The organism is Terriglobus sp. TAA 43, assembly GCF_000800015.1.
GTDB lineage: Bacteria > Acidobacteriota > Terriglobia > Terriglobales > Acidobacteriaceae > Terriglobus.
Genome location: NZ_JUGR01000002.1, coordinates 134,096 through 160,114, shown reverse-complemented (window position 1 = coordinate 160,114; position 26,019 = coordinate 134,096). Strand labels below are relative to the sequence as shown.

Here is a 26,019-nt window from a genome sequence, read left to right as displayed (position 1 = left end):
AACGAAGACCGCAACAGGACGCCCTGAAATAGCACGGCATCCATATGGGAGATTAGTCCGTCTGGAAACAGAAAAGGCCCCGCACCCGTCTCCCAGTTGAGAGATCGAGCGCGGGGCCGATGTGCTTTTGAGTTTTATCGTGATGCTGTAGCCGGTTTGCGTCGATCGCGCTCAGACATGGCTTGCACGGCATCTCCATCAGCTTGTCTGCGAATCTGAGGAATCAATTGCCACTTCGTGATGAAACTGTTCGGGCGTCGAGCTTGGGGATAGTGTCTCTACTATGAGTCGAGCGCGATCTCAACGTTGCATCGAGGCCCCATCCTCGTAGTCTCTGCATATCGCAGATGCTTTGAGCGCGATTGTTTCACTTTGGACAGATTTCGTCTGTAGCGACGTACCAGGGTACCTTTTTTGATTGGAATAGATCAGGGTATCGGGAGACCAGAAAGCCTAGCATCCGCTTCGCCACTCTTGCGCTGTGTTCGACCTCCTTTTCCCATTCTTCTCCTGCAAGCCCATCGCTGTGTGTGGCTTCCCATCGGATTGTTCTCATCCCAAGAATGAGACCTGCGGTTATGACCAAAGCTGGCCCGAGCTTTTGTTGATCGACCTCATTCCGATATCCACCGACACGTGAACCATCGTTAGTGGAAGTCATGGGAAGTCACCTGAAGAGTTCCTGTGGCGTTATCGAGTGAGAGTTCTTTGAAGGAACTCGCCATGACATGAATGATCGGTCCTTCTTTCTGAAGAGGACCTTCGACCGCGATAAACTTGGCCGTTGTGATCACCTGTCGGTGTTGCTCAAAGAACCCAGGGCCAACGAAGACGTTGAAGACGCCTGTCTCATCGGCGACTGAGAGAAACACAACTCCAGATGCAGTGCCTGGTCGTTGCTTGGCGATCGCCAGGCCAGCAGTTCTGACATAGGAGCCGTCGGGGCGATGAGCGAGATCCACCGCCCTCAGATAGCCCTTGAGTTGAAGTTCTTGACGACGAAACCACATCGGGTGTGGTCCCGTCGTTACGCTGCTGACGGCGTAGTCGGCGACCAATCGTTCTTCTGCGGTCATGGGAAGCAACGGTGACTCGGAGGATTCCTCCCTGAGCCATTGGCTTTGCTGCATGAGCAGCGGGCCTTCCAAACGGCCTGCTCGTTCAATCTGCCACAATGCATCCCTTCGATGCTCCACCCCATCCAGTCTGTTCAAAGCCCCGACATTTGCTAGTAGTGATAGTTCCTTCCGATTCAATTGTGGAACTCGAAGGACAAGATCATCCACCGACGTGAACCGTGCCTGCATTCGCGCATGCACGATAGCGTCTGCACATTGACTCCGTAGCCCGCGGACGTATCCGAGACCAAGGCGTAGCGATAAGGAATAATCCTCCTCATGCTCGACAGAGCATGGCCAATCGGAGACTTGGATATCGATGGGCTTCACTCTTAGTCCGTGACGCCTCGCATCTTCCACGATTACTGACGGACTGTAGAAACCCATCGGCTGGTTGTTGAGCATGGCGCATGTGAATGCAGCCAGATACTTCACTTTGATGAAGGCCGAAGCATACGCAATCAGTGCGAAGCTGGCGGCGTGGCTCTCCGGAAAGCCATACAGCGCAAAAGAACTGATGTTTTGAATAATCGTTTCTTGGGTCTCGGTATCGAGCTCGTTTGCCGTCATCCCTTCGCGTAAGCGACCTTCGAGATTCTTCATCCGCTCCCAGGAGCGGCGCATGCCGACGGCACGACGCAACTCTTCCGCCTCTGAGCCAGTGAAGTTCGCAACGACCATCGCCATGCGCAGTAGTTGTTCCTGAAAGAGAGGCACACCGAGTGTTCGCTTCAATGTGGATTCCAGCGAAGGATGTGGATAGCTGACCTCTTCCTGCTTCTGTCGACGCCGCATGTAGGGATGCATCATCTTCCCGACGATTGGACCTGGGCGAATGATGGCGACCTGAACTACCAAGTCATAAAACTTCTCAGGGCGATTGCGCGGCAACGAGGACATTTGCGCTCGGCTTTCAACCTGAAACATCCCGATCGTGTCCGCCCGTTGAAGTGTGCGATACACCTCTTCGTCTTCTGGAAGCTGCGCAAGATCGAGTGTTTCTCCATAGTGTTGCGGTACCAGCGTCAGGCAGTCTTTTAGAACAGCCATCATCCCCAGTCCTAAGAGATCGACTTTGATGATGCCGAGGTTCGCGCAGTCTTCCTTGTCCCATTGCACAACGGTTCGTCCCGGCATTGATGCTCGTTCGAGAGGAACGACCTTGTCCAGCGCTCCCTGACAGACCACCATACCGCCGGAGTGTTGTCCGAGATGTCGCGGAAGATCCTGCACTCGCATGCAGAGCTCCAGGTACTTCGCAATACGAGGATGCTGCACATCGAAGCCTGCGTTCTGAAACGAACGAGTCATCGTGTCGTTTGGACCCTTCCATTCGTAATTGGCTACCAGCCCTGAAAGACGTTGGAGAGATTCGGGATCAAAGCCGAGAGCTTTACCAACCTCACGTGCTGCAGATTTGCCACGATACGTGATGACATTCGCAGTCATGGCCGCACCAAGTTGTCCATATCTCTCGTATACGTACTGGATGGCTTGTTCGCGTTTCTCCTCAGAAGGCAGATCGAGGTCAATGTCTGGCCACTCTCCGCGGCTCTCCGATAGAAAGCGTTCAAAGAGGAGCTCCATCCCGACAGGATCAATTGCTGTGATCTCAAGCGCATAACAAACGGCAGAGTTGGCGGCGCTCCCTCGTCCCTGAATGAGAATGCCGTGCTTCTTACAGAACTCCACGATGTCCCACACGATGAGGAAGTAGCCTGCAAAGCCTAATTTCGCAATCAGCTTCAGTTCATGTGCGACCTGCTTCTTTGCGCGTTCGAGAAGTCCTGTGTTGCGCTTCGATCCATATCTCCGTGCAACGCCTTCATCAACGCGTTTCTCCAGGAAGCTGTCCATCGTCTCGCTATCGGGGACTGGATAGCGCGGAAACTCATAACCCAGATCCGAGAGCTGGAACTGAAGCCGCGATGAGAGTTCGGCTGTGTTTTCAATCGCTCCAGGTACATCGCGAAAGAGAGCCGCCATACGACTCGCTGGACGAAGATGCCGTTGATTGTTCAAAGCTAAAAGACGTCCGGCATCATCGAGACGTAGGTGATTACGCACCGCAGTAAAGAGGTCGACAATTTCGCGATCATACTTGGTTGCATAGCGTACTCCATTGGTCGCGAGCGCCGGAAGTCGGAGTGATTCCGCGATCCGTAGTGCTGCCTGATTTCGCCACTCTTCCGCACGCTCGCGATGACGCTGCAGTTCGACGTAAACGTTGTTCGGACCGAAAAGTCGAACGAGTTGTTCCACTGTTTCGCGTCCAGCGGATTCTCCACCTCGCATGAGCGCAGCGGCCAGCGGTCCTTCATCGCCACCCGTGAGGCAGATAAGTCCTCGCTTAAAGTCTTCCATGTCCGCAAGTCTTGCGGAGCCCTCCTGCTTTGTGCTCTCCCGCATCTTGAAGCGCGTGATGAGTTGGCAAAGATTTTGATAGCCCTCTCGTGTTTCGCAAAGCAATGGAAGACGCACTGGTTCCGATAGATGTTGATGCGGAAGCCAAACAGGCGGGACAAGACGATGACCAAAGCCGGTGATCGCAACTTCTGATCCGACATGAGCGATGATCTTGTTCTCGGAAGCGGCCTTGTGAAACCTTGCTGAGCCATAGAAGCCGTTGCGATCCATCAGCGCCATCGCAGGCATGTCGAGTGCGCAGGCGCGTTCGGCCAATGCCTCAGGTTGAGAACCGCCTTCGAGGAACGAGAAGGCGCTTGCTGCGTGCAGTTCGATGTAGCGATTAGTCATAAAGACCTGCCACACGCCAGTCGTTTTGAATGAAGTCGTGCGCCAAGCGACAAGCAAGGAAGCCGCTATCGCTTGTTCTTCCGATCACATCCCACTGCTCATTGCCCCAGATTGCTTCGTCCCACCAATCCCCACCACTCAACCAGGGACCGTACACCTCTTCCACCATGTATCGGCGTTGCCGAAAGTAGACTTCGCGCGGTCTGCCTGACCGTAGCTGTACGGTTGTGCGCTCCGCTGGTCGCAAGACGCGGAGGCATAGCCGCGATGGCATCTCGGTTTGCTCTGGCTCGGTCGAAGGAATGCAGAACGCTTCTACATGAAAGTCTCCGGCCCGTCGCGTATCATCCAGCACGGCTTGCCCAACATTGCCTTCTCCAACAATCGCAGTGATTCTCGCAAGCGTGACATCGAGTCGGCCTGGCTCAGGCAGTTGCGGAGAGAAAAGGCCGAGTTGCATCTTGCTCGTCTCTCCCGGTTCAGCATGGAGATCGACTGCAAGAATCGCTGACTGTGGAGGGTGGTTCTGAAGTTCGAGGTGGAGGAGCTTGAGCCAGAGCTGCTTATCGTTCGTGGGGACACGAGGGTTTACAACTCGTTCGTGTGTTCCACCGCCATCCAGACAGAGAGTGATTCTCACCGATGCAAGAGCATATACACGCGACTTCGCCCTGAGAATCAGTTGCTCCAGCATCGTTGAGAGGCCGAATAACAGAGACTCCAGATCATCCAACGGCATATCCAACCCCGCTCGTTCTTCCAATACGAACGGCACGTCGATGGGTTGAAGAAGATGCGGGTGTTGCCCCTTCGCAAGTTGAAGCAAACGTTTTGCGTTCTGTCCAAGTCGCGAGATCAGCGACTTCTCCGGCAACGCAGCAAGGGCGCCTACTGTTCGTATGCCCCATGCTTGAAATGTTTCTTGCTGAGCTTCAGTCACATCCAGGACGGTCAAAGGCAGTATGGAGAGAGCCTTCGCTTCATCGCCTCGCCGAACAATCTGAATAGGAATGCCTCCGGTAATCCCTTTAGCAAGACAGATCGACGTGTGCAAGTTTGCTGATACCGTCACGACGACGGAGATGCCTATTGACCTCAACCGCTGGCGGAGCTGTTTCGCCAGCATCAATGGCGGTCCAAAGAGGGCTTCAGTGCCCGCGATATCAAGAGCACACAAGAAAGCACCATCGAAGCTGCGATCCTCGACACGCGGCGTGAAACACCCTGCGCACTCAAGAAGAATCCTCGTCACAGCATCTTCCGTGCGCTGTGACCGCAAAAGAACGATGACACCTTCGAACGTGTCTACTTCGACCTTCGTCATGCCGCGACGCAGCCCAACCAGACGGGCTCGCATGTTCAATGAGCAGACAGTTTGTAATGGTGGTTCGCCTTCAATCACCACGCACGGTTTGTCATGGAGTTCTGGCCGCAAACGCACCAGAGCTTGGGCGGGAAGCTCGCGGGCATAAATGCAGGCATAGAGTTCCGGGACACTCATCGCGGCCCCACCCAGGTCGTTCTTTGACTCCAGCAAGCCTCACGAACACGTTGAGGAGGCTTACGCATCGGAACGACCTTCGCCGGCGTTTCGGCGAATCTCTGACGTAGTATCTCCACTCGCGCGGTTAGCCCAGTGAAGACCGTTCTTTCCTCGCGCGTGTTGTCCATCGGCAAGAGTTGGAGTTGCAGTTCCGAACTGCTCTTTGCACATGGATACTGCGAGAGAAGCACAATGCTCGATTGTGTCTGCTCTGCGGCAACACGGTAGCGATGCCAGGCGGATAGCTCGATGCGAGAAACCACCTCTGGCTTTATGCCGCCGAGATCGAGAATGATGGCGCTAAAGCCGCCAGTCTGAACCAGGAGGTCTGCGCTCTTCAAAGCCTGTTCGACGGCATCGTAAACACGAGCGCGACGATCTGACCGCATCGGTTTTGTTGCAGGGACAAGACTCGATTCGTACTGCTGCGGTATCGGCCTTTGCTTCGCAATCGGCTCTGCACAACGGGCAGCAATCGCCTCGTTACTCAAAAAACGGTCTACAGCCGCCGACAGCCCTTTGACCTCCGAACGAGGGTGCGTCCCATGGCCGCCACCATGCAAACCCTTCATCACTGCCTTCGGCGCAAAACAAGCTCCCGGCAATGTGAACTTCCGCGTCTCCTGCGCAACAACACTCTCCTGGACGCCACAACGAATCCATAAGAGCCGTTTCAGATCGACGCCCACGGCAGCCGCCGAACTTGGATTGAAGGTGTTGGAAGCATCGAGCCACGCACAGACTTTGCCTGTTGAAGTGACATGTGCGAGGAAGGATAGAGCCACTGACGTTCTTCCAGAGCATTCGCTACCGACCAACTCCGTGACCGCGCCAACCGGCAGGCCGCCTTGAATCAATTCATCGAGTTCACCAATGCCTGTCGAAACGACGGGGCGTACCTGCCGCTGCGGGGGCGTTAAGGCAGACGGAATCCTCTGCGAAAGAGCGGATTCAATCTGGTGGCGAACTGTAGCGCTTGAATGCATCGTATTCGCCTTATATTCGCCTATTGCCTAGGCTGTGCGTCAAGACGCAGATTGCCCTGCGAACTGTGCAAAATCGCGCAAGTGACTGATTCTGTGTGGCGAATGTCTGGCGAAAATCTATAATGGGACCGATGTATTACTCCGCACGGGTCAAACAACACTTCGATCACCTCTCCAAGCGTTATGGCGCTGAAGTGGACTGGGAAGCGTTTGAAGACGCCTACAGGCGACGCGCCGAAGGCGAAGACATCAAGATTTCTCGTGACGTACAGCGCAACTTCTAGAGCCCAGTCACGGATATTCAGAAGTGCACCGGGGATACATCGCGCAATACCTCAAAGGAAAACGAGCAGAGTGGGGGAGTTTCCTCCCGCGTCTTGGCGCTCAGCTCTGCGGTTTGCGCCTGCACGCCAATAGGAAAGAAGGTCTCCCTGATGGGGAGCAGGACATGTTCTGTTATTGATCGGAAACATCCGTTAGAAGCTCTTGATGGCGGCTTCGCGATTGGAGCCACCGCGGAGGAGACTGTTAGCCTGAGAAATAAGTGTTCTTAGGAGGCAGTGTGTTTAATCTTCTCGTTAAGTATGGCCCGTGGGGAGATGGTCGTGATTCGCTGCCTGCCGGCAGGGTTTTGCAATATACGGAAGACTCGCTCGAGCAACGCTTCGCGCCAGATTCGAAAGCCGACCTGGACGCTTTGATAAAGCTTCCAGCGCTCTTTGTCGAAGAGACGGATAGACAGAAAAGCCAGATAGCACGAGTAGGAATAATCACCGATGCGAGGCTCGACGGCAGGTACATAACGCTTGAGTACAACTACGAACCGAATGTTCCGCCTGTTTCGCAGGGAGTACTACAGGAGTTTGCAAGAGATCTCGATATCAAGGAATTCGAGTTTTCAACTACACATTGGTCAGTAAAGAGAGTTGATCTGTACCGCTTCCTGCTCAAGAGGGCCAATCGCCGCAGACAGCTACCCAAGGTGTTCCCTTTGCCTGAAGTGGAGACAATTGATCCGAATCTGATGTCTGCAATGATGCCTTTCGATATGAAGTTCGATAAAGTTTACGAAACGCTTAAGAGAGCAGGCGAGGCGGTTGGCTTCCACTGCCGTCGTGCGGATGACATCTGGGAAAACGCATCCATCATTCAGGATGTTGTTTCGCTCATAGACCGTTCCAAGGTGATCGTGTGCGATTGCAGCGGCCGAAACGCCAATGTGTTTTATGAAATAGGCGTTGCTCATACATTGGGGCGGGACGTCATCTTGATCACACAGGCCGAATCAGACATTCCATTTGATCTACGCCATCTACGCTTCTTGAAATACCTGAACAATAGCGAGGGCCTGAACCATCTTCAAGCCCACTTGAAGGCGAAGCTGTCCGATATTGCTGGCATTGCGCAGCCATAGCCAAAGAATTGGTTATGAGCTCACGCACGGCGGGGGACGAGTGCATCGGCCTGACATCGTCAATTGAAGACCGAGTTAGTCGGATCACTGCAATCTGTTTCATGCATACAGATGCCAACGTATTTTGCCCCACAGTCGTAGCTTCTCGCCGGCTAGGTTTACATACGGCCACGCAGGTCGTCCGCAGAACCGCTTGGAGGCTGACTAGTCGCATCGTACGCTGCCCGACAGAACTGTCGATGCCGAACTCGACTGGCCGGTGAGTGTGGAATGTAGAGGACAGATTGATGTGCTCTTACGCTAAATGCAGTAGGCCACGTTATTTCATGGCACCTGCGGGCACTTGGACGACTGAAAGTAGCGCTCACACTCGTCAGGAGTGAGAGCGCGGGTGACACGTTTGCGTGCTAGATCGAGTAACTCGCGGACATCGGTCACATAAATCTGTACCGTCTGATCCTCACTTGCTGTTGCTAGTCGTCTGCCGTCGGGACTCCAAGACACGCTATTCACTGGCTCAGTGCGCTCCGTCAGAGTGACTAGCTCCTTTCCAATGGCCGCATCCCACACTTTCGCAGTCCCGTCCGCGCTCGCCGTGGCTAGCCGCTTGCCGTCTGGGCTCCAGGAGACACTGAACACGGCATCGTTGTGTCCTCTGAGGGTGAGCAGTTCCTTCCCGCTAACTGCATCCCACACCTTAGCTGTCTTGTCAGAACTCGCCGTAGCCAACCGCCTACTATCAGGACTCCAGGCCACGCTATACACCGTCCCTCCTAAAATGCCGATATCCAAGTGACCCCTCAGGGTTAGCAACCTCTTCCCGCTGGCTGTATCCCACACCTTCGCAGTCAAGCTATCGCTCGCGGCGAGTCGCTTACCATCCGGGCTCCAAGCCAAATCCAATGCGGTCTCGGTGCTAGTGAACAATTCCTTTCCGCTGGTCGCATCCCAAACCTTCACCCCACTCCCACTAGCAGTGGCCAGGCGCTCGCCGTTCGGGCTCCAAGTTATGCCCAACAACTCATCTGTGTGGCCCTTCATGGTGGTCAGCTCTTTTCCGCTAGCCGTATCCCATACCTTGGCTGTCTCATCGCTACTCGCTGTGGCGAGCCGCTTGCCATCCGGGCTCCAGGCTGCGCCATGTATGTAGTTGGTGTGTCCCTTGAGGGTGAGCAGTTCTTTTCCGTTGGCCGCATCCCACACCTTAGCGGTCTTGTCCGCACTCGCCGTAGCCAGCCGCTTACTATCCGGGCTCCAAGCGACGCTATACACATTGTTTGTGTGTCCCTTCAGGGTGAGTAATTCTTGTCGGTTGGTGTCCCAGACTTTCGCGGTCTCGTCCCAACTTGCCGTGGCGAGCTGATGGCCGTCTGGGTTCCAAGCCACGCTCTCCACATGGTCGGTGTGGCCTTTTAGGATAAGCAGGTCCTGTCCGCTCACTGCATCCCAAACTCTTGCGGTTTTGTCATTACCCGCTGTGGCCAGCCGCTTGCCATCCGGGCTCCAACCGACGCTTAGCACGGCGCCTTCATGGCCCTTCAATGTGAGCAGTTCCTTCCCGCTGGCCGCATCCCACACCTTGGCGGTCTCATCGTCACTTGCTGTGGCCAACCGCTTGCTATCGGGGCTCCAAGCCACGCTCCACACAGGCTCGTCGTGAACCTTCGAGGTGAGCAACTCCTTCCCGCTAGCCGCATCCCATACCTTCGCGGTTTTGTCCGTACTCGCTGTGGCGAGCCGCTTGCCATCCGTGCTCCAGGCGACGCTTGTCACGGCGTTCAGGTGGCCTTTCAATGTGAGCAGTTCCTTCCCGCTGATCACGTCCCATACCTTAGCGGTCCTATCGTCACTTGCTGTGGCCAACCGCTTGCCATCGGGGTTCCAAGCCACGCTCCACACTTGTCCGCTGTGACCCTTGAGTGCGAGCAGTTCCTTCCCGCTTTCTCCATTCCAGACCTTCGTGGTTCGATCCCAACTCACGGTAGCCAACCGCTTACCATCCGGGCTCCAAGCCACGCTCGATAAACTACCGGTATGCCCCTCCAGGGTTATTAGTTGCCGTCCAGCGACCACATCCCACACTTTCGCGGTCATGTCTATACTCGCCGTGGCCAGTTTCTTACCATCGGGGCTCCAAGCCACACTATCCACGTGGCCGGTGTGCCCCCGCAAAGTCTCGCGTACTTGAGACGACAAGATTGCTCGGTGTAACACGTCTTCGGCGACAGCTACTGTAGGCTGGCCGAAACGTCGTGTGGCGTAGACCGCCTGCATGGCAAGGAGGATGCTCTTCTCAGGATCGTCATTGAGACTTTCCATCGAGAAGGCAGCCAGTGCTCTGGCGTTGGCCTCGTTTGCGTCGCGTTGGGCAGTGGCTTTCTCCGCTTCTGCGATGCCTTGCTGTCGTGTCGCTTCAGCGGCCTTGTCATCGGCAATACTTTCTTGCAGTCTCGCCTTGGTTTCGTTTGAGAGTGCTGCTTGTTTCTGTATGGCTGCTTCTGCTGCATTGTGATCGGCGACTTTTTTCTGTGTTTGTGCCTCTTTTGTTTGGGTCCGAGCAGAATGCCTTTGGATGAATGCGAAGATCGCCAGACCAATTGCGACTCCGAGTGCAACGGCGATAGCTGCGATGACCATCCTCAACGTGTTTGCTGTCGCCTGGCGGCCGGCCAAGACGTATTGTGAGTGGAGGCTAGTTGGCCGGGGATCTCTTGCTGTGCTGCTGACCACCCATTGCTCGGCCTCTTTCAAGTCCTTACCCCGGAGCAGAAAACTGTGGTCCTTCTCTCTCCGCTCCCACTCTTTGGCGCGAGTGAGCAGGCGGGTGTGTGTTCGCTTCCAATCGAGATCGGTATCGAGAGCCTTTGCGAGCGTGGCGAAGCTTGAATCAAAATCAGCCGCTGAGGTGAAGTCTATCCTGTGAAACCGGGCGACGGCCTGAGGGATGTCGGCGTCTGGAACAGGGCGGTAATAGACTGGAACGATCCGTTTGTTGTTGGCTGCAGCGTGATCGATCTCTTGCTGGGCGATGGCCGAGGCAATCGAGTCCGGGCTGATGATGAAGAGGAAATTGTCGGCAGATTCGATGTTGCTGAAGATCTCATTCAGCCAGTCCGATGTAACCTCGATTTCCTTCTCATCGAGCCAGACTTCGCGCCCCTCTACTTGGAAGGCGGCGAGCAGCTTGTGGGCAAACCCACGATCCCGACGGGAGTAAGAAATGAATACCTCTGCCACGAAAGCCCTTCTCGAAATTGGAATAGTAGGCTCAAAACACGAACAGGTTGTCTTAGGTTTGCGACGCCACCATTAAACCATTGCATTTGAAATAAATACTAAGGGGTTCTTATCTTCTCGGAAGTTTTCTGAGAAGTCGACTTTCTCGTTAGTGATCGGGTCCGGCGTAAAGATGCTCCCAGAAAAGAGAAATCTCGGCGGCGGCCTACCCGGCTCAATTTCCAAAATGCACGGTCCGCCGCCCGACTGCAAGGGAAAGGCGATCCTGACAGGAAGAGTGGGTGACCTAAGTGGAAGCCGATCGCGCGCGAACGGTAAAGCGATGACGGAGACGTATCGACTAATCGCCTGCACCTGAGTATCTGAAGCGGTGAGCCACTACTACGACGCAATTGATGTCCTAGAACTCTTTGTTAGTATGTCGGCATGGAAAATGTCGTCGGAGAGATTGATCCCACAATGGCTCGCTTGGAAGACCAGATCAACTGGTATGACCGGAAAAGCCTGCGAGATCAAGCAATGTTCAAGCGTATCAAGGTGACTGAAATCGCTGCTGCCGCCTTCATCCCTTTCCTCGCAACCTTATCCATTCCGCATGGGAATCAGATAGCAGCCCTGCTCGGCATATTGATCACATTACTCGAAGGCATGCTTCATTTGAACCAGTATCAGGCCAATTGGATTGCTTACCGATCAACGTGCGAAGCACTTCGGCACGAGAAATATGTCTATCTCGGTAAAGCATCCCCGTATTCGCAGGTAAGCGATCCCCATGCTCTGCTGGCCGAGCGTGTCGAGTCGCTTGTCTCTCAGGAGCACGCAAAGTGGGCTTCTACGGCACTCACCGCCGCGACCAAACGACCTTAATCTCTTGCTGCAGAACTTCAACAATAAGCGAACGATCTCGGTGTGTAGCGCTGGTTTAATCTCGTTCTCTGCCAGGCGCCGCCAAAGCACTAGCGGAGACCAAGCGAGTGAATTGGCGTTCAAGGCAACAATTGGTTCCAAGGCCATTGGTCCAGAAAGTCGATAATTCGGCTGCCTGTGTTTCTCAGCTTCGTCTATATTTGAATACGCTTAAGCTCAGCATATGGAGATCACGCCTGATTACGACATCGCGCTCTCATTTGCCGGCGAGGATAGGAAACACGCCGACGCGCTGAATCGTGCACTAACAGGACGCGGGGTCAGAGTCTTTTATGACGCTGACGTCGAGCACGATTTGTGGGGCCGAAATCTATACGACTACCTCGACGAGGTTTATCGTAAGCGCGCACGCTACTGCATTGTTTTTGTTTCCGCAGCGTACGCAAGAAAGAACTGGACCTCTCACGAACGACGGAGCGCGCAGGCGCGGGCTCTGCAAGAGAATGAGGCGTATATCCTTCCGGTTCGGATTGACGACACTGAAATTCCCGGTATTCTCCCAACCACTGCGTATTTGGATTTGCAAAGTCATTCCATAGTAGCGATTGCCGATCTAGTTGTTACGAAACTCGGCATATCGCCTCAGCAAGTGGCATTGGACTCACGCAAAGCAGATTTTCAATCTCCTGCGGAACTAACGTTTCGTTCGTTACTAGATCCTGACGTCGAGCATTTTACGAAAAGTCTGGGTCCGTTTCTCAGGTGGCAAGAATCTGCTCTTTTGAACGAGCTCCCGCTCAAGATCGAATGGCCAAGCATTGTAGCCAGTTGGATTTCAGAAAACTGTCGAATGATTCAAATGAATCAATGGCCAGCGGGTATTTCGGAGGAGGCTAAAGCACAAACCCGCGAATTATTTAGTGCACAGCTCTCAAAACCTGAGACGACTCGTCTTGCTTCCGGCATTAGAATTTGCGCAGCCATAATTCGGGATCTTGCAGACGATCGATATGCCAATGCAGGACTCAGTAGCTCCGAAATACGAATGTTCCTAACAGCCTACATTTCTGCTGAAATGGCCGCACACGTAACTCAGCTTGCCTCAATGCTGCTGATCAACATGGGGCATCCAGATTGGTTTATACCTTTCAACGAGTACATCCCAAATTACGGCTGCGACTTCATGCCTGGTCTTGTTCTGATCTCCAAAAACGCGGGGCGTGAACACGTTCTTTGGACTGACATGGATTTTTATCATGAGAGCCGGATAACGAAATATCTGTATTTTCCAGCATCAGTGTTGATTCGTTACGAAAAGCCTTTGGAGTCGAAAGAGGTTCTGCATACTATTCTGATGCCTCAGCTAGTTGCTATGGCTGCCGAAGGACGCATCGCTTGGAATTACGTTAGCCAAGTCGCAAAGTATCCTGATCGATTCCGAGTGGGAACGCGCGGGGAGTTGTTCTACGATGTGGAGACCCTAGGTCAACCTCAGCATGCCCAAGCTCAATTGAGTGAGAAACTCTTGACTTGGGTCGATCAGAAAATTCATCAGGGGGGCCTTGGCGAGATTGGACTTTCTCTAGACGCCAAGAATCTTGATCTCGGCACTCAACTCGAGTTCGCGCATTGGCAAGCGCTTTCAAGAACTAGGTTACGGTAAACCCCTTCCTGTAAGTTGGGATTGCTGACGAGAAGAGCGTTTACCGTGAGTGACCCACTTGAACGAGTGCCAATCGCTCAAGTAGTCCCGAAAAATTCCGAAATTCGACTAAATCTGCGATGGAACCGTTGGAGGGATGAAGTTAGGTTGGTTCTGCAGTAGAAAGCAATCGTTCGGAATGTCCGTCCCACCCAAGGGATGCATTCGGAGCATGCTGCTTTTCAAACGCGCTTTGCGGCTTCCAGTCAAAGATCTGTTGCGTGTTTAGATGTTGCTCTCCAACAGAAAAGAGACGTTGGAGGCGCTCTTGTTGAAGGTTAGGCGGAGACGCACACGGAATTAACTGTTTGTGGAGTGCGAGGAAGGAGCTAGACGCAGCGTTTCTAACTGACTGAAAATGAGAGGTCTTATCCTAGGCGTTGTTTGCGGCCAAGAAAATTCCATGGGGACAGGGTTCTTAAAGACCACGTAGGCTTCGATTTGGGGGTCTTCTCTCAGCCTTAATCGCTTGCGGATTATCTTGGCGTTGGTTTCCATGACGATAATCCTGTCTAGATGTTTTCGAAGGAGGTCTCGTGTCCCATCCTGTTTTATCTCGCCTCGGAAATCGCTTAATTGTTCTGCGACCTCACCAATTGTCTTGTGAAAGTGGAGGTGCTTGCATTCAATCGCCAGGACGCGACCGGACTGGGGATCCCAGGCCAACGCATCGACATCTCCGTAGTTTCGATCCAATGGGATTCCGAGAAGTCGAGATATCTTGTAGTCGGATGCGCTCTTCCAACCGAATTTCTCCAACTGAGACGCGACTGTCGCGTTGAACGCGGTGCGTGTCACATTGTTCGTATCGCCGAGCCATTTCAACATGGACCGCGAGGAGACCTGCCAGTCTGGCGTCTCGCCCGTGTGATGAGAGCGGACCAGGATGTGAAGGGCTTCTCGTACGACTGCAGGCGCAATGACGATGAGTGGATCTTCGGTGGTCTCAAGTGCGATAAGCGGGCGTCTCAAGAGCGAGAGTCGACGCCGAAATCTCCAGGGATGCCAATCCTTATCGCGAAATCCGGTTGGTGTTTCGCCCCAGTGAGTCCGAACCGGCAGAGTCAGGCGATCAAGAGTTGCTGCCACGTCTTCCACTGGCTGCTCGGCGCACTTGGATAACATTTCGAGCAGCTCCGAACGTCGAAGCTCGAACCAGAGTTTCTGCTGATCAATTCCATGATTCTCCAAGGTGTCCGTAAATTTCCGCAACACGTCGAGCGGAACTCCGAACTCATCCTCCCAGGCCTCGAGGAAGCGCTCGTCAAAAGCACTTGCGACTGATTTTACTGGCGGCAGCTCACCGTAGGCTTCGCCGTAGGAATCGACCGCTTCAAATACTTCACGCCTCGTGCCGCCGGAAGCGAATGGAACATATACCGTGTCAATGAACCTGTGATCGACATGTATGTCCCCGACGGGCGCGATACGCACTTGGGGTGCGATTGCTCCCCAGTGAATAGCATCGGACCATCCTCCAACGTGAAATGCAAAGATTACGCGAGCCATGACCTTGGATAAGTCAAGATCGCCCGGTGTGAACCCACCCTCAGCAGGGCACTCAGAATTGGCTGCCTCGATTAGTACACGGGTCGAAATCGAGCATGCCGTCATCTCTGCCATGTGTTCCGCGATGGCCTGTTCTGCTGCATCGCCGTGGAGTGCGATGTTGGCATGCGCGGTTCGCAACCAGTGATGACGGGATATCGCCGCCTCTTCGTGGCACTGCAGAAGTGCATTGATGAATTGGCGTCGATTGAACAGGCGCAGTTGGGCACAAATCTCTCGCTGGGTCAATTTCACTGCTTCGTTCAGAAAGGCAGTGCATTCTCGCTTTCCCAGAATCTCGGCACCCACATCCGACTGGACGCGGAACGCGATTCCAATGCGTGCGATTGCATCGTCCATCTTGTGGATGTGTACTGGTTTCCCGGCCATGGTGTGCAGCATATCGCGGAACGTTTGGGCTGGCATGATGTGCCTACTCCGTGCGAGGTTCGAACCGCATATCTGTCCGACGACACCGCAATCGGCCTCTGGATGAGAGGATTCCTCTACCATCGTCCTCAAGCCTCGAAGCATTGCTGCTACCAGTGCCTTCTCCGCGATATTTTCGGGACTGGCAAGAGCAAGATCAAACGCCCTACCAACATGAATTTCAACTTCCGATTTGGTCGCGTCGGTTCGAATACGAAAAGCGGCTTCGAGCTCGTCTGTGCTGGGAATCGTGATGGAGTGGGGATCGATGTCAATGACCGATTCAAAGTGGATGTGAAATTTGACAGCCTCTGGAATCGGTTTCGTGGTTGAGGCTTCGACCGGAGGTACGAACCGAATGAGCCAGGTACATAGCATCCGCCAATGTTCGTACAGCTGGCCCATGTTGGTTGATCCAGATGCGATAGATATCCACCAGAAGCTAACGTCTGAGATATACACAGTTGAAAACGAACCGCCTTTGAACCCGACTGAGTCCGCATAGAGAGGCGATTCCATGTCGTCATCGTAGAGAGCTTCCGTGACGCGACGAACCGTAATCCAGTTGCCGTCCGGCCGCATCGCCATGCGAGTGTGGTGTCTAAGGTAGTTCTCTTGCCGGAGGGTGAGGAGACCATTCTGTCTCACAGCGATCAGGCGTGGGGTTTCTGTCCCTCGGAAATCTTCGGGAAGATCCCCGTGCGGTATGAGGTGACCGTTCAGGTCATTCGCCCAGGCCCATAGGTTCAGCAGCCCATTGGTGTTCACGAGCCGGATTCCGGCCGCTGCTACGGCATTCTTGGAATGCGCCATACGGAAGAGATCGATGGGACTGAAGTTTTCCATCGAAGCCATGCTGACCACATCGTGGATGGGGAGAACTTCCACCTCCCATTGCGCGGGCATCGCTTCTCCGACGAAAAAGGAGGCTCGTCCGAGACTGCAGTTCACGACGAGCGAGATACCTTCCCGAAAACCTACCTGCGCCGCCGCCAGTTGCGAGGAGCGCCGAATCGACTCCATCGCGAACTGGGAGAGTTCCATTGAGGCTGCGTACAGGGAGCTTCCATCATCGTCCTCTGGTAAATCAAGCGGAGGTGCCAAGACCACAAGGTGGATATACCTGCCTGGCTCGGTTTCGCGAAGTGTGGAACCGATCCAAAGCTGATTCTCTCCTTGCTTCTGAAAGGGAGGAGGAGCGTCGGACTCGGCAAAGGGGGTCCAACAGAGTTGTTCCCAGTACTTCGTCACCAGCCCCGTCTCAAGCACCTTTATGTTGCCCGAAGCTCGGACGGTCTGAAGGACATACCGTGTGATGGCTGCACCCACGTGCGTTGGAAGAGCCAAACACACGACACCATCCACCAAGAGAACTGGATGGTGTTCTAACGCGCTGTCGAGCAGAGGGCTGTCTTCAAGGCCGAGGTGATCCGAAGGGAGGACAAATGGAGCGAGATCCCGAACGGACAGACCCATCTCATCGAAGTCGCGAGGTTCGAATTGAACCCACCGCCGCATCGCATTGAGCCGTCCAAGGAGTTTCTTTGGAAGATCGGATTGTGGCAGAATCGTCCCGATGATGCCGGCAGGAATGCCGATTCTAATCGCAATCGCATGCGACAAGGTGAGTAGCGCCAGAACTGATCGGCGCATCGCGATAAATCGCCCTTGCTGGGGTATCTCGTCCACTACATCGAGGATTCGCTGAAGATAGAACCCATTGCCCTCACGCAATCCTTCGAACACGATGAAATTGCCATCGCGGCAATGAACGGCAGTGGTGAAGAGATCCTCCGCTGGATCCTCAAGACGGCCACAGATTCCGCTACCGAATCGTTTGAAAACCTTTCGTATGAACTCAGAACCAGGATGTTGTCTTCCAGAAGAACGTGAAACTGCGATGTGAACGAGTGCTTCGATGCGAAACGCGTTTGCTTGTAGTTCCGGAGTTACCAAGAGTGAGGCCAATGTGGAAACAGTGGTCAGCTTGTCCATCTTAGAAAGCTGTGTCACGTCATTCCGGTGGCCATCTTCGATGTCCCTGATGGTGATATTGGTAGAGGCGAACATCGCCTCCAGACCAAGGAAATCCTCGTCGTGCATCATGCGTACGATAGTACGGTAGCTTGCAGTGGCTTGCGCAGACTGCTACTAAAGAACTGATCGGTGCTTGTGAAGTGCCGTTCGGGTAAGTAACGAGATGTTGCCTTCTGAAAAGGGACCAAATCTCGCGAATGACTTAGCGGCATGGAAGTTTGTTCGTTGGCTTTCCATACCGCTACTCCTTTCAGCTGCAGCTCAGGCAGTCGCTGCAAATGAAATCAACACATCACCCAGAACGGAATTGCGAGACCATTCCGGGAAATGGACTGACGTCACCTCTGACCAGAACAATCTACTGCAACGAATGACCGAGGAGAACCGTCTCCATCGACGGCATCGCGATAGCGTTCTTCTTGGCTACGAAGTATTCCAGACGAGAGAGGGCTGAGGTCTGGAGCCAGTCCGAAACGGCTTCATTGATCGAGTCTCTCAATGAAGCCTCTGTGACATGACAATACGCCTCAACCTCGGCGATCAAACTGCTGTCGATATCGACGGTGGCAAGAGAAGGTGTCAGCTTCTTCGATCTCCGACGGAGCTTCGAAGATTTAGAGTGGCGGTTCGAGGGAATTGAATTTAGGGTAGGAAAAGCCATGGCACGTCTCCTTAACAGACTGCTGAGGTTAGGGACTTGGTGATTGTTGACGCAATCATTGAGTCCCGTTTGATTTTCACTGACAATATCGCGAACTTTACCGGTATGGCAAGTAGGAAGATTGATACAGACGTTCTTGTCTTTTCTCCATGCTCAGGTGTCAACCCGAAGTTAAGCCCGCTTCGACTGTCCGGTAGTTACCACAACCTTCCAATGGCTACCACAGGCAACCGGTAGCTACAGTAACCAACCACTGGCTACTGCAAGCCTTCGATAGCAACAGGTAGTCTCTGGTGGCTACCACAAGCAACCGGTAGTCACTGATAGCAACATGAAGCAACCGATGGGTACCGAAGACTTCATGTAGCAACAACAACCAATCATGGGGCAACAACACCAATCATGTAGCGACTTGGAGTGTTCGACTGTGGATATGCATCGAGTCGGGATCGCAGGCAGGTCCCTTGACACAGCTAGAAATTGCCAGCCGACCTCTCGCCTCTAATGGAAATTACCGAACGGTCGTTCGTTTCTAGAGCTTTCTGCCGCTCAACCTCCCCACTGTCTTCCTCATAGAGAGGTCGGCTGGCAGAGTACGCGCCGGCTGCGGTATTTCGCGAGTGCATGTGCGATTCGACATTGATGTAGACGCGGAGTCGACGCGGTCCTTCTCGAAGCCTTTCGAGTGTCGGCAATGGAGGCCACTGAGTTTATTTCACAGGCAAAGGTTCAGCATCTTGGACGTTGGAAGCGTGTGGATGTTGCGTGAGAACATGCTTGATCTTTCAACGTCCAAATGATTGAAGCCTGGACAAAGGGCGACACTAAAGAGCCCGACCAACTTTATGGCCGCTGTACAGAAATGGAGAAAGCCATGACGAATGCTTGCATTCGCCGCGTCAAACGCACTCTGATCAACATTGCTGAAGCCGAAAGAGTTCCGATCGCGATTCGATTAAAGGCATGCAATGCCTTAGCTGACATTCTTCGGACAGAGAAGAAGGCGCGCGTTCGTTCTTCTCCATCGTCTCCTCGACGCTGATCGAACTATTGTTTGTCGGGATGTACGCTCATTTCAGCGAAGCAGTCGCCTGATGGCGAGAAACTCGCGACGCGCGCAACAATCATCTGAACTCACCGTCATATAAACGACGAATATTTTAGCGTTATCAGCTGGAGTGCAGATCGATGGATACACAGCGTCAAGTCGCAAGAATCAACCGCATTCTTCGAACGAAGGGATGGACGACTCGTGTGCGCCCCTCGCGGATTGTTGAGGGATTCTGTGTGGTTGATCTCAGCAATAAGCGAACCATCAATCCAGAGATTGACCTCGAATACTTCGAGAGAGCATTGCTTGCATCCCAATAGCGGTTAGCTCCGAGTTATAAGTTCTACTCTCGAAATCATCTTGGTCAGCAATGGCCAAGCGCATGGCCTAGAGAACCATGCGCCGGTAGTCGGGCCCTCGTTGGTTCGCACCAGCCCTTGCGTGTTTTCCCGGCACGCAAGGGCTTCACTCTCACCGGGACAGGGAGATGTCTTTTGAAGAGTCCAGCCTTTCGTTTTTACCCTTCCGACTTTGTGGCATCGCCGGGTGTTCAAGCGATGGATCTCGAAGAGGTTGGTGCTTACGTGTTTCTTCTATGCAACGCATGGCTTTCCGATAAGCACGGCTACCTTCCAGATAATGATGACCGACTACGTCGTCTTGCTCACATGACTCCTGAGCAATGGGACCGAAGTAAGGTTTTGCTTTTGTCTAAATTTCCGCCCGTCGAAGAAGGGTGGCGGGCAAACATACGTATGGTTCACGAAGCAGAGAAACAAGTTAAGTACAGCGAGTCCCAGTCCGAAAAAGGAAAGTTGGGAGGCCGAGGAAATAAAGCCACCCGAAAGCTGGAGCTTTCGGGCGAGAAAACCGGAGTCTCACAAAACGAAAGCCCAGAAAAGCCTTCTGCTTCTGTTTTCGATTCTGCTTCTGTTTCTGGGTCCGATACTGTTTTTGATACTAGAGAGGAAGGAGAAGGAGCCCACCTTCCTCACTCCCTCCCCCTCTCTTTTGAAAAGACAGACGGACAAGAGCGAGTGAAACGGTCCTTGAGCCGTGGAGCGAAAACCAGGCTAGGCCAGGCCAAGACCGTCGCGATGGAACTCGCATACGTTTCGAACAACACGGTGGCCTTCACGGACCGCGAGAAGCGTCGGATTGCTACACTGCTGGCAGACGGCTACACGCAAGCCGAGATCGTGTCCGCTCTCCGGACATTCCTCGAAGGCAAGGATACGGACAATTTGAAAGACATGGGCTTCGCTGCCAGGAACTTCGTGGAGACCGCAGACCAGTTGATCAACACCGCGCGCCGCAAGAAGCAGGAGCGTGCAGAGGAACAGGCCCGTGTAGCAGCAGGTAAGTTGAGGATAGTCGAGATTGCGGAGCGGGAGATGGAAGAGCAGCAGAGACTCCGCGCGGCAGAAGAGGCACAGGTAGAAGAGGCGCTGAGTGCCGACTGAATGCGATGTCTTACTTGAATTGTCAATGGCCGCATAGCCCGATACACTGCTCGCAGTCCAGCGAGTGATTCCCACACTCGTCGGGTTGGTTACCGCGTTACCTCAGCGACGTCGGCACACCACAACCAGCCATCGCAACTTCGCGGTGATTGAAAGGTGGACTTGCAGCGTGAACTGCATTCTTCCCCCGTGTTGTCAGTAGACCGTAACCCTTGCTCTTAACAGGGCTACGTGTCGCCTCAGCGGCAGGGCTGACAACTGAATGCCACGACGGTGGCGACTTCCGCATCAGAGGCACGTTCTGGATGTGGAGTCGCATCGGACTAAGAATTATTTAATTGTCAGTAGTGAATCCCAGGAGATTGCCGATTATGAGGGCATAAAGGGAACATTGCGGCACACTGCGGCCCAACCCTAGAAATCCAATGGCCAAACTCTACCCCACCCGCGTGCAGTTCACCCGCGAAACGCTTGATCTCCTTGATCGCATTTCTCAGTCCGTGGGATGTTCCCGCAGCGAGGCTGTGCGCAGGCTTATCTCGATCGGCATCGAGTGCTGCGGTACTGAGCTCAATCCATTTTCTGGACAGACCGTCACCAACTCTTAAAAGTTCTGGACCACGTGGGTGTGCCGGTCTTTTCTCCTTGGCGTTCCCGGCACGCCCACCCAGACAACATCCCCCGGTACACATGCGAAAACTTCTTCTTCTCCTCATCCTTCTCGGCTTCGGTCCCAATTGTTTGATCCATGCCCAAGGCACACCATTCACGCTTTCTGGTCCGAACGGTGTACCGGTGCCAACCAACTCCACAGACGGGCTTCGTTCTGAACCAGCGACCACAATCAACCTTCGTTGCCGAGTCGCTGGCTCATTCGACTATGGTCCTTGCGATGTGAGTTCTCTTGCTGGCGCTGGCCGCGGTCTCGAATTACTTGCAGTGGGCGACAACTCGTTGGGGACAAACCAATTGAGCACATCGAAACAGTCTGTTGCTTCTCAGTTAGCAGCCGCACGCGGTTGGAGTCTGACTAATAGAGTGGATGACACCGGGCCTCTCGATCGTGGTTATCACGCGTTAGGGGCGAACTGGGATTGGAGCCGTAACTTGGGGCTCGGAACGGTAGTTCTGTTGTCGGGCGCAAATCAGCTTTCGACGGATCTGTGTCAGACAGAAGGCGGCGGAGCTTGCGCTACGCTTACCTCGGTACACCTGAATTTGATTTCCGCCGAAGAGATGGCGTGGCTTACCTGGGCAGGTTCGCTTGAGGCTCGGAAAACTTTGGCAGCGGACTGTGTCCCTGCTGTGGGCGCGTGGTCACCGCAGTCGAGTCGCTGGCTGCCGTCTTTCGCGCGATACGCTTCGACCGCAGGTGCTTCTTTGACATGTAAGTGCCCTCAGGCAAGCACATGCTTTGTGATTACAACGGTTAGTAACGGTACGGCGGGTGTATTCGGTATCAGCGTAGACGGAACATCTGTATCCTGCGGCTTTCCAAGCGGATCGACATCCTGCTCAAACAAAACTGATGATGCCGTTGGTGACCCGTCCGGTACGGTTCCCGTTGGGATTGTGGCAACCAGAATCGGTGGGCTAAGTCTAGGAGATCACTCCGTTTCGATCACGGTTTCTGCGGGTAGCGCTGGAAGCATCGGCGTACTTGGCGTGGTCGCATCAACTCCTACGGACGCCCGTCCTGTAGTGCTTAGTAACTATGCGACCAGAATCGCGCACACCAGCCCTTCGTACTCTTTTCGGACAGACGCGCTCGTTTCGGTAGTCAATGCGGGGCAAGATCAAGACACTTCGACCCTCCAGAGAGATGGGTTTCAGGTCGTGCCCGTGCGCCTAACGTGCGGAACGCCTGTGACGGAGAGTACCTCATGTTGGGAACCCAACTCCGCCACTCAGACCTCTGCGGACGGCACAACCCCCAATCAGACAGGTGGCCAGTATGCGACTAACGCCATCCTTGCTGCGTTGAAGGCCGCCGGGCGCTGATGACTGACAAATCCAGAAAGTGGACACGGCGACACACCGACGTGGCGCCATCAGAAGCGATCCTTATCTCCACTCAACCGACGCGCCTCGGCAAATTCACCGCCGTCAACGATTTTGTGTCCTTCCGAATTGAGAATGAGGAAGCGGTAAGTGCTCACTACCTTGTGATCTGCTCTACCTCTGGAACCTTGATTCGAGCTGTTCCTGCTCTTCAGGCAAGCATGGACGGTGGCCAAACATGGATAGGTCTTTCGGTCGATCCCACCTCGGGCCTAACGTCCGAAGTCTCTGATGACGTGACACCCGCGGCAGGAGTAGCCCGCTATGACATAGGCGCATTGAGGCACGCTCTGTTCCGCTTCGGGTTTGTGTCTGCTGGAGTCATACGGGACGTAGAAACCTTCGCGAGCGTTGGCTGACGTACCGGGCTTTTTCCGGTAATGGACATGCGGCTCTCAGGAAAATCCTGCACTCCGCACACCCAAGCCCGCACACCGAAAGAGGCTCCGATAGGGGAGACAGAGAGTCAATTCTTCTCTCAGAAGAGCACAGGGGGGAATGTCGGGAGAGGCGGTAGAGGGTAGAGAAGAACGATGTTGCCAGTCAGACTACCGGATCGATTCTGCTTCTTCGCAAGCGAGGGTTACTTGGCTGAATGCTTGGTGTTCTGTCCGAAATTTCGTGAATTCCGGATTGCGAATACCAAATCCATTGAGAAGGCTGTGCCAAATTCGACTACCCAATGACCTTGATGAGTTTTTGGACAGTGGTCGGTGAGATATCCAGCTTGCTTGCTATTTGCCGAACGGAATGCCCATCCTTCCTAAGACGTTTGAACGACTTCACGACCTTGGGATCATCGTCAACTTTGGGACGCCCGCCGATTCGACCTTGTGTGCGTGCTCTCGCTAGTCCGGCTAACGTTCTTTCAGAGATACGTGCTCGCTCCAAGCTTGCGAATGTCGCAAAAGCCGAGATCATGAACTCCTTAAAAGGTCCGGCGCTGTCGAAGAACGGTTCCTGGTAGCTTCGGAATCCAATGCGGTAGCTCGTCAACTGCCTGATGTATGCGAGCGTTGCTTCGATCCCTTCGCGTGAGAAGCGATCCATTGCCCAAAAGAGGACGTTGTCGAATTTGCGCTTGGACGCGTCTGTCATCATCCTCTTGAAGTTCACGCGATCGCTGCGTTTGCCACTGGCGTGATCTACATAAACTTCCACGAGATCCCACCTTTGCTTCTGGCAGAAGGCCTTCAATTCCCGGAGTTGGTTCTCTGGGTCCTGTCTGCCATCACTCCTGCTCACTCGCACGTAGATAGCGGTCTTCATTAGGTTTTGCTCCTGTCCGGTATGTACCACATAACGACCGTTATATGGAACACCCTCTAGACAACGAAAACCCCACGCCAATGCGCGGTTTAATTGAGACCGTTTTATGGCACAGATTTCTTTTCGACTCACTAAGGCGGCAAAGACCGCATGAGTCGATACACCAGAGGAGAGCGAATTGCTCACCATCTCTGGGCGCCAGTGAACGGTGGATGCATACGCAGAATGTTCACTCGATCCAACGCATACGGACCGATGTTCTGCACATTGGTTGTCGCGACGCGAAGTGACACCAATACGCCTCAGACTGGGGAGGCGATCAACCCGGACGGCTCAGATATGTACACCGTCTTTCACCGTGCGGCCTCTCGGGCAAGAGGCCCGCACTTCCACTCCACGCACAGCCGCGAGAAACTGCGCGGTCGCCCATTACACAAGCGCCCCGTTCGTAGCTGAGTGAGAACTACACTCAGTACTATTGCGCAAAGCCTGGACAAAGAACACAAACGCACCGATAGTGAGATCGTTGTTGCCCGACGCGAACATATCGGTGTTGAAGGGAAGGTTCCTGGAGGCTCAATGCCATACCCCGGCCTGTCCCCTCGGCGCTGCTCTACGACCCCTTCCATCACCTAGAAACCCACCCACCCTTTCCAAAGCACTTTCCCGTCCTGTAAGTGGGCAAGCTTCCGATCAACGAGCACCCCCTTAGCAAATTTTAAAAATCTGAAACTGAGAAGATCTTGTTCAATTTCGGGTCCGACTCGGACTCGGACTGAACCGTACTTGCACTTTCTCTAGGAAACCGCTTCGTGCCCCCCACTAACGTCTCTCGCATTATGCGAAAGCTCGCTCTTAACCCGCGCGCCGCGCAGTCCGCTCGGCTCCACGCATTAAAGTTTCTCGGGACGAGAATGTCGTTTCGATGCCTGGAGGCAATCGTGTCAGACAAAACCACATCCGGCAGGGTTGCTGCATACGCCGCTCGCCTTTACTCGCTCAAGGCCGCCCAACTTCAAATGAAAGAACTACCGACATGCCCGAACAATTAACACCAGAACAACTAGCAGTTGTCCTGGGAACTTCTTCTCCTCCCGCCAAGAAGAAGCAGACTTCTCTCACGCCACCCAACGACGTCTTCGCTCTGGCGCCAGGGGAGCAGTACAGTTCACGACTCGACAACGAAGTCGTCTTCTATCTCGATAAAACGAATCAACCGCAGGAATCGAAATACGTTAATGGACCTGCTTGGCCGCCTGTAGAGGGTGTTGGGTTGTGGGCTCGTGTCCTATCCTCGGTGTTCCTTATGAATGGCGAAGAAGGTCCGTCAGAAGTGGAACGGTACATATCCATTCTCGAGAACACGGGATCGGGCGAATTGAAGAGTCTCGCCATCGACGCTCTGCAGGGCGTCGCTCGGTTCAATCAGAAAATATCTGCCGAACTGATGCTGCGCGTTGAAGACACTTTGGCTAGTGCTTTCAGTCCGGAAAGTCAGCAGATCACTGCTTCGGAGAAATCGCTGTGAACCAAGAAATCACTGATCTCATACTTGGCCCTTCCCAAAGTGTTGAAGAGACTCAAAACCTCCTAAGCATCTTGGAGAATCCCTCGACTCCCTCGGAACAAGTCAGCCTCGTTCTCGCGATTTTCGCCGATCGCTCTAGCGGCATTGCGAGTATGGCTGATGCAGAGCGAACTCGCTTGAAGCGTGTGCTTTCACGTCTGTTGAGCCGCGTCGACAATAACTTTTTGAAACACAAGAAAGAATAGATATGTCTCAGTCTGAGTTGAATAATCTGTGGTTGGCCGGTGATGCCAATGTAGACCTTACCGGCTTTCGTCGCCCCGAAGAGTCAGAAGAAAACACCACCGA

At 53.9% G+C, this 26,019-nt stretch carries 17 protein-coding genes; 10 read left to right on the top strand and 7 right to left on the bottom strand.

Annotated features, from left to right (window positions below; all coding sequences use genetic code 11):
- Window positions 1–647: 647 nt before the first annotated feature.
- From M504_RS15300 to M504_RS15290, 3 genes are read right to left on the bottom strand one after another with little or no spacing between them, the layout of a single operon-like run.
- Entirely contained in the window at window positions 648–3,875 is a 3,228-nt protein-coding gene (locus M504_RS15300) for an error-prone DNA polymerase (RefSeq protein ID WP_047495381.1), read from the bottom strand.
- A complete protein-coding gene (locus M504_RS15295; protein WP_232296314.1) occupies window positions 3,868–5,412 on the bottom strand; it encodes a DNA polymerase Y family protein in 1,545 nt (514 codons plus the stop codon). The genes M504_RS15300 and M504_RS15295 overlap by 8 nt, the downstream gene beginning before the upstream one ends.
- The gene (locus tag M504_RS15290; RefSeq protein ID WP_047495375.1) at window positions 5,373–6,404 is read right to left on the bottom strand and encodes an ATPase domain-containing protein; all 1,032 of its coding nucleotides are present in this window, start codon (window positions 6,402–6,404) and stop codon (window positions 5,373–5,375) included. The genes M504_RS15295 and M504_RS15290 overlap by 40 nt, the downstream gene beginning before the upstream one ends.
- Before the next feature lie 122 nt (window positions 6,405–6,526).
- Between M504_RS15290 and M504_RS22135 the strand changes: the two genes are divergently transcribed.
- Together M504_RS22135 and M504_RS15285 are read left to right on the top strand one after the other, a co-directional pair.
- Window positions 6,527–6,688: a hypothetical protein gene (locus M504_RS22135; protein ID WP_156993900.1), complete on the top strand. Its 162-nt coding sequence runs from the start codon at window positions 6,527–6,529 to the stop codon at window positions 6,686–6,688.
- Window positions 6,689–6,966: 278 nt separating this feature from the next.
- A complete protein-coding gene (locus tag M504_RS15285; RefSeq protein ID WP_047495372.1) occupies window positions 6,967–7,818 on the top strand; it encodes a hypothetical protein in 852 nt (283 codons plus the stop codon).
- A gap of 324 nt (window positions 7,819–8,142) precedes the next feature.
- On the opposite strand, the gene M504_RS21470 is transcribed toward M504_RS15285, so the two are convergent.
- Window positions 8,143–11,055: a TIR domain-containing protein gene (locus M504_RS21470; protein WP_052200894.1), complete on the bottom strand. Its 2,913-nt coding sequence runs from the start codon at window positions 11,053–11,055 to the stop codon at window positions 8,143–8,145.
- A 426-nt stretch (window positions 11,056–11,481) separates the two neighbouring features.
- On the opposite strand from M504_RS21470, the gene M504_RS15275 reads away from it, so the two are divergent.
- Together M504_RS15275 and M504_RS21465 are read left to right on the top strand one after the other, a co-directional pair.
- Window positions 11,482–11,922, top strand: a complete 441-nt coding sequence (locus M504_RS15275; RefSeq protein ID WP_052200893.1) for a DUF4231 domain-containing protein — start codon at window positions 11,482–11,484, stop codon at window positions 11,920–11,922.
- Window positions 11,923–12,145: 223 nt separating this feature from the next.
- Window positions 12,146–13,585 (top strand): toll/interleukin-1 receptor domain-containing protein, encoded by a 1,440-nt coding sequence (locus M504_RS21465; protein ID WP_052200892.1) that lies wholly within the window; start codon window positions 12,146–12,148, stop codon window positions 13,583–13,585.
- 339 nt (window positions 13,586–13,924) lie between these two features.
- On the opposite strand, the gene M504_RS15265 is transcribed toward M504_RS21465, so the two are convergent.
- Both M504_RS15265 and M504_RS15260 read right to left on the bottom strand, forming a co-directional pair.
- Window positions 13,925–16,456 carry a hypothetical protein gene (locus M504_RS15265; RefSeq protein ID WP_156993898.1) on the bottom strand — a complete coding sequence of 844 codons (2,532 nt, stop codon included), beginning with the start codon at window positions 16,454–16,456 and terminating at the stop codon, window positions 13,925–13,927.
- Between the two features lie 1,540 nt (window positions 16,457–17,996).
- The gene (locus tag M504_RS15260; RefSeq protein ID WP_047495366.1) at window positions 17,997–18,299 is read right to left on the bottom strand and encodes a hypothetical protein; all 303 of its coding nucleotides are present in this window, start codon (window positions 18,297–18,299) and stop codon (window positions 17,997–17,999) included.
- Window positions 18,300–19,844: 1,545 nt separating this feature from the next.
- On the opposite strand from M504_RS15260, the gene M504_RS15245 reads away from it, so the two are divergent.
- The 4 genes from M504_RS15245 (at window position 19,845) to M504_RS15235 (ending at window position 23,233) form a co-directional block, all read left to right on the top strand.
- Window positions 19,845–20,813 carry a DUF1376 domain-containing protein gene (locus M504_RS15245; RefSeq protein WP_198137652.1) on the top strand — a complete coding sequence of 323 codons (969 nt, stop codon included), beginning with the start codon at window positions 19,845–19,847 and terminating at the stop codon, window positions 20,811–20,813.
- Between the two features lie 425 nt (window positions 20,814–21,238).
- Window positions 21,239–21,421, top strand: a complete 183-nt coding sequence (locus M504_RS15240; RefSeq protein ID WP_047495354.1) for a hypothetical protein — start codon at window positions 21,239–21,241, stop codon at window positions 21,419–21,421.
- A gap of 82 nt (window positions 21,422–21,503) precedes the next feature.
- Complete coding sequence (locus tag M504_RS22130) at window positions 21,504–22,814, top strand: hypothetical protein (RefSeq protein WP_156993896.1); 1,311 nt, start codon at window positions 21,504–21,506, stop codon at window positions 22,812–22,814.
- Window positions 22,814–23,233 (top strand): hypothetical protein, encoded by a 420-nt coding sequence (locus M504_RS15235; RefSeq protein WP_047495351.1) that lies wholly within the window; start codon window positions 22,814–22,816, stop codon window positions 23,231–23,233. Before M504_RS22130 ends, M504_RS15235 begins: the two co-directional genes overlap by 1 nt.
- Window positions 23,234–23,549: 316 nt before the next feature.
- Here M504_RS15235 and M504_RS15230 read toward each other — a convergent pair whose 3' ends face one another.
- Window positions 23,550–24,143: a recombinase family protein gene (locus M504_RS15230; protein ID WP_047495348.1), complete on the bottom strand. Its 594-nt coding sequence runs from the start codon at window positions 24,141–24,143 to the stop codon at window positions 23,550–23,552.
- Between the two features lie 1,036 nt (window positions 24,144–25,179).
- On the opposite strand from M504_RS15230, the gene M504_RS15225 reads away from it, so the two are divergent.
- A complete protein-coding gene (locus tag M504_RS15225; protein WP_047495345.1) occupies window positions 25,180–25,671 on the top strand; it encodes a hypothetical protein in 492 nt (163 codons plus the stop codon).
- Complete coding sequence (locus M504_RS22365) at window positions 25,668–25,916, top strand: hypothetical protein (protein ID WP_047495342.1); 249 nt, start codon at window positions 25,668–25,670, stop codon at window positions 25,914–25,916. Before M504_RS15225 ends, M504_RS22365 begins: the two co-directional genes overlap by 4 nt.
- The last annotated feature ends 103 nt before the right edge of the window (window positions 25,917–26,019 follow it).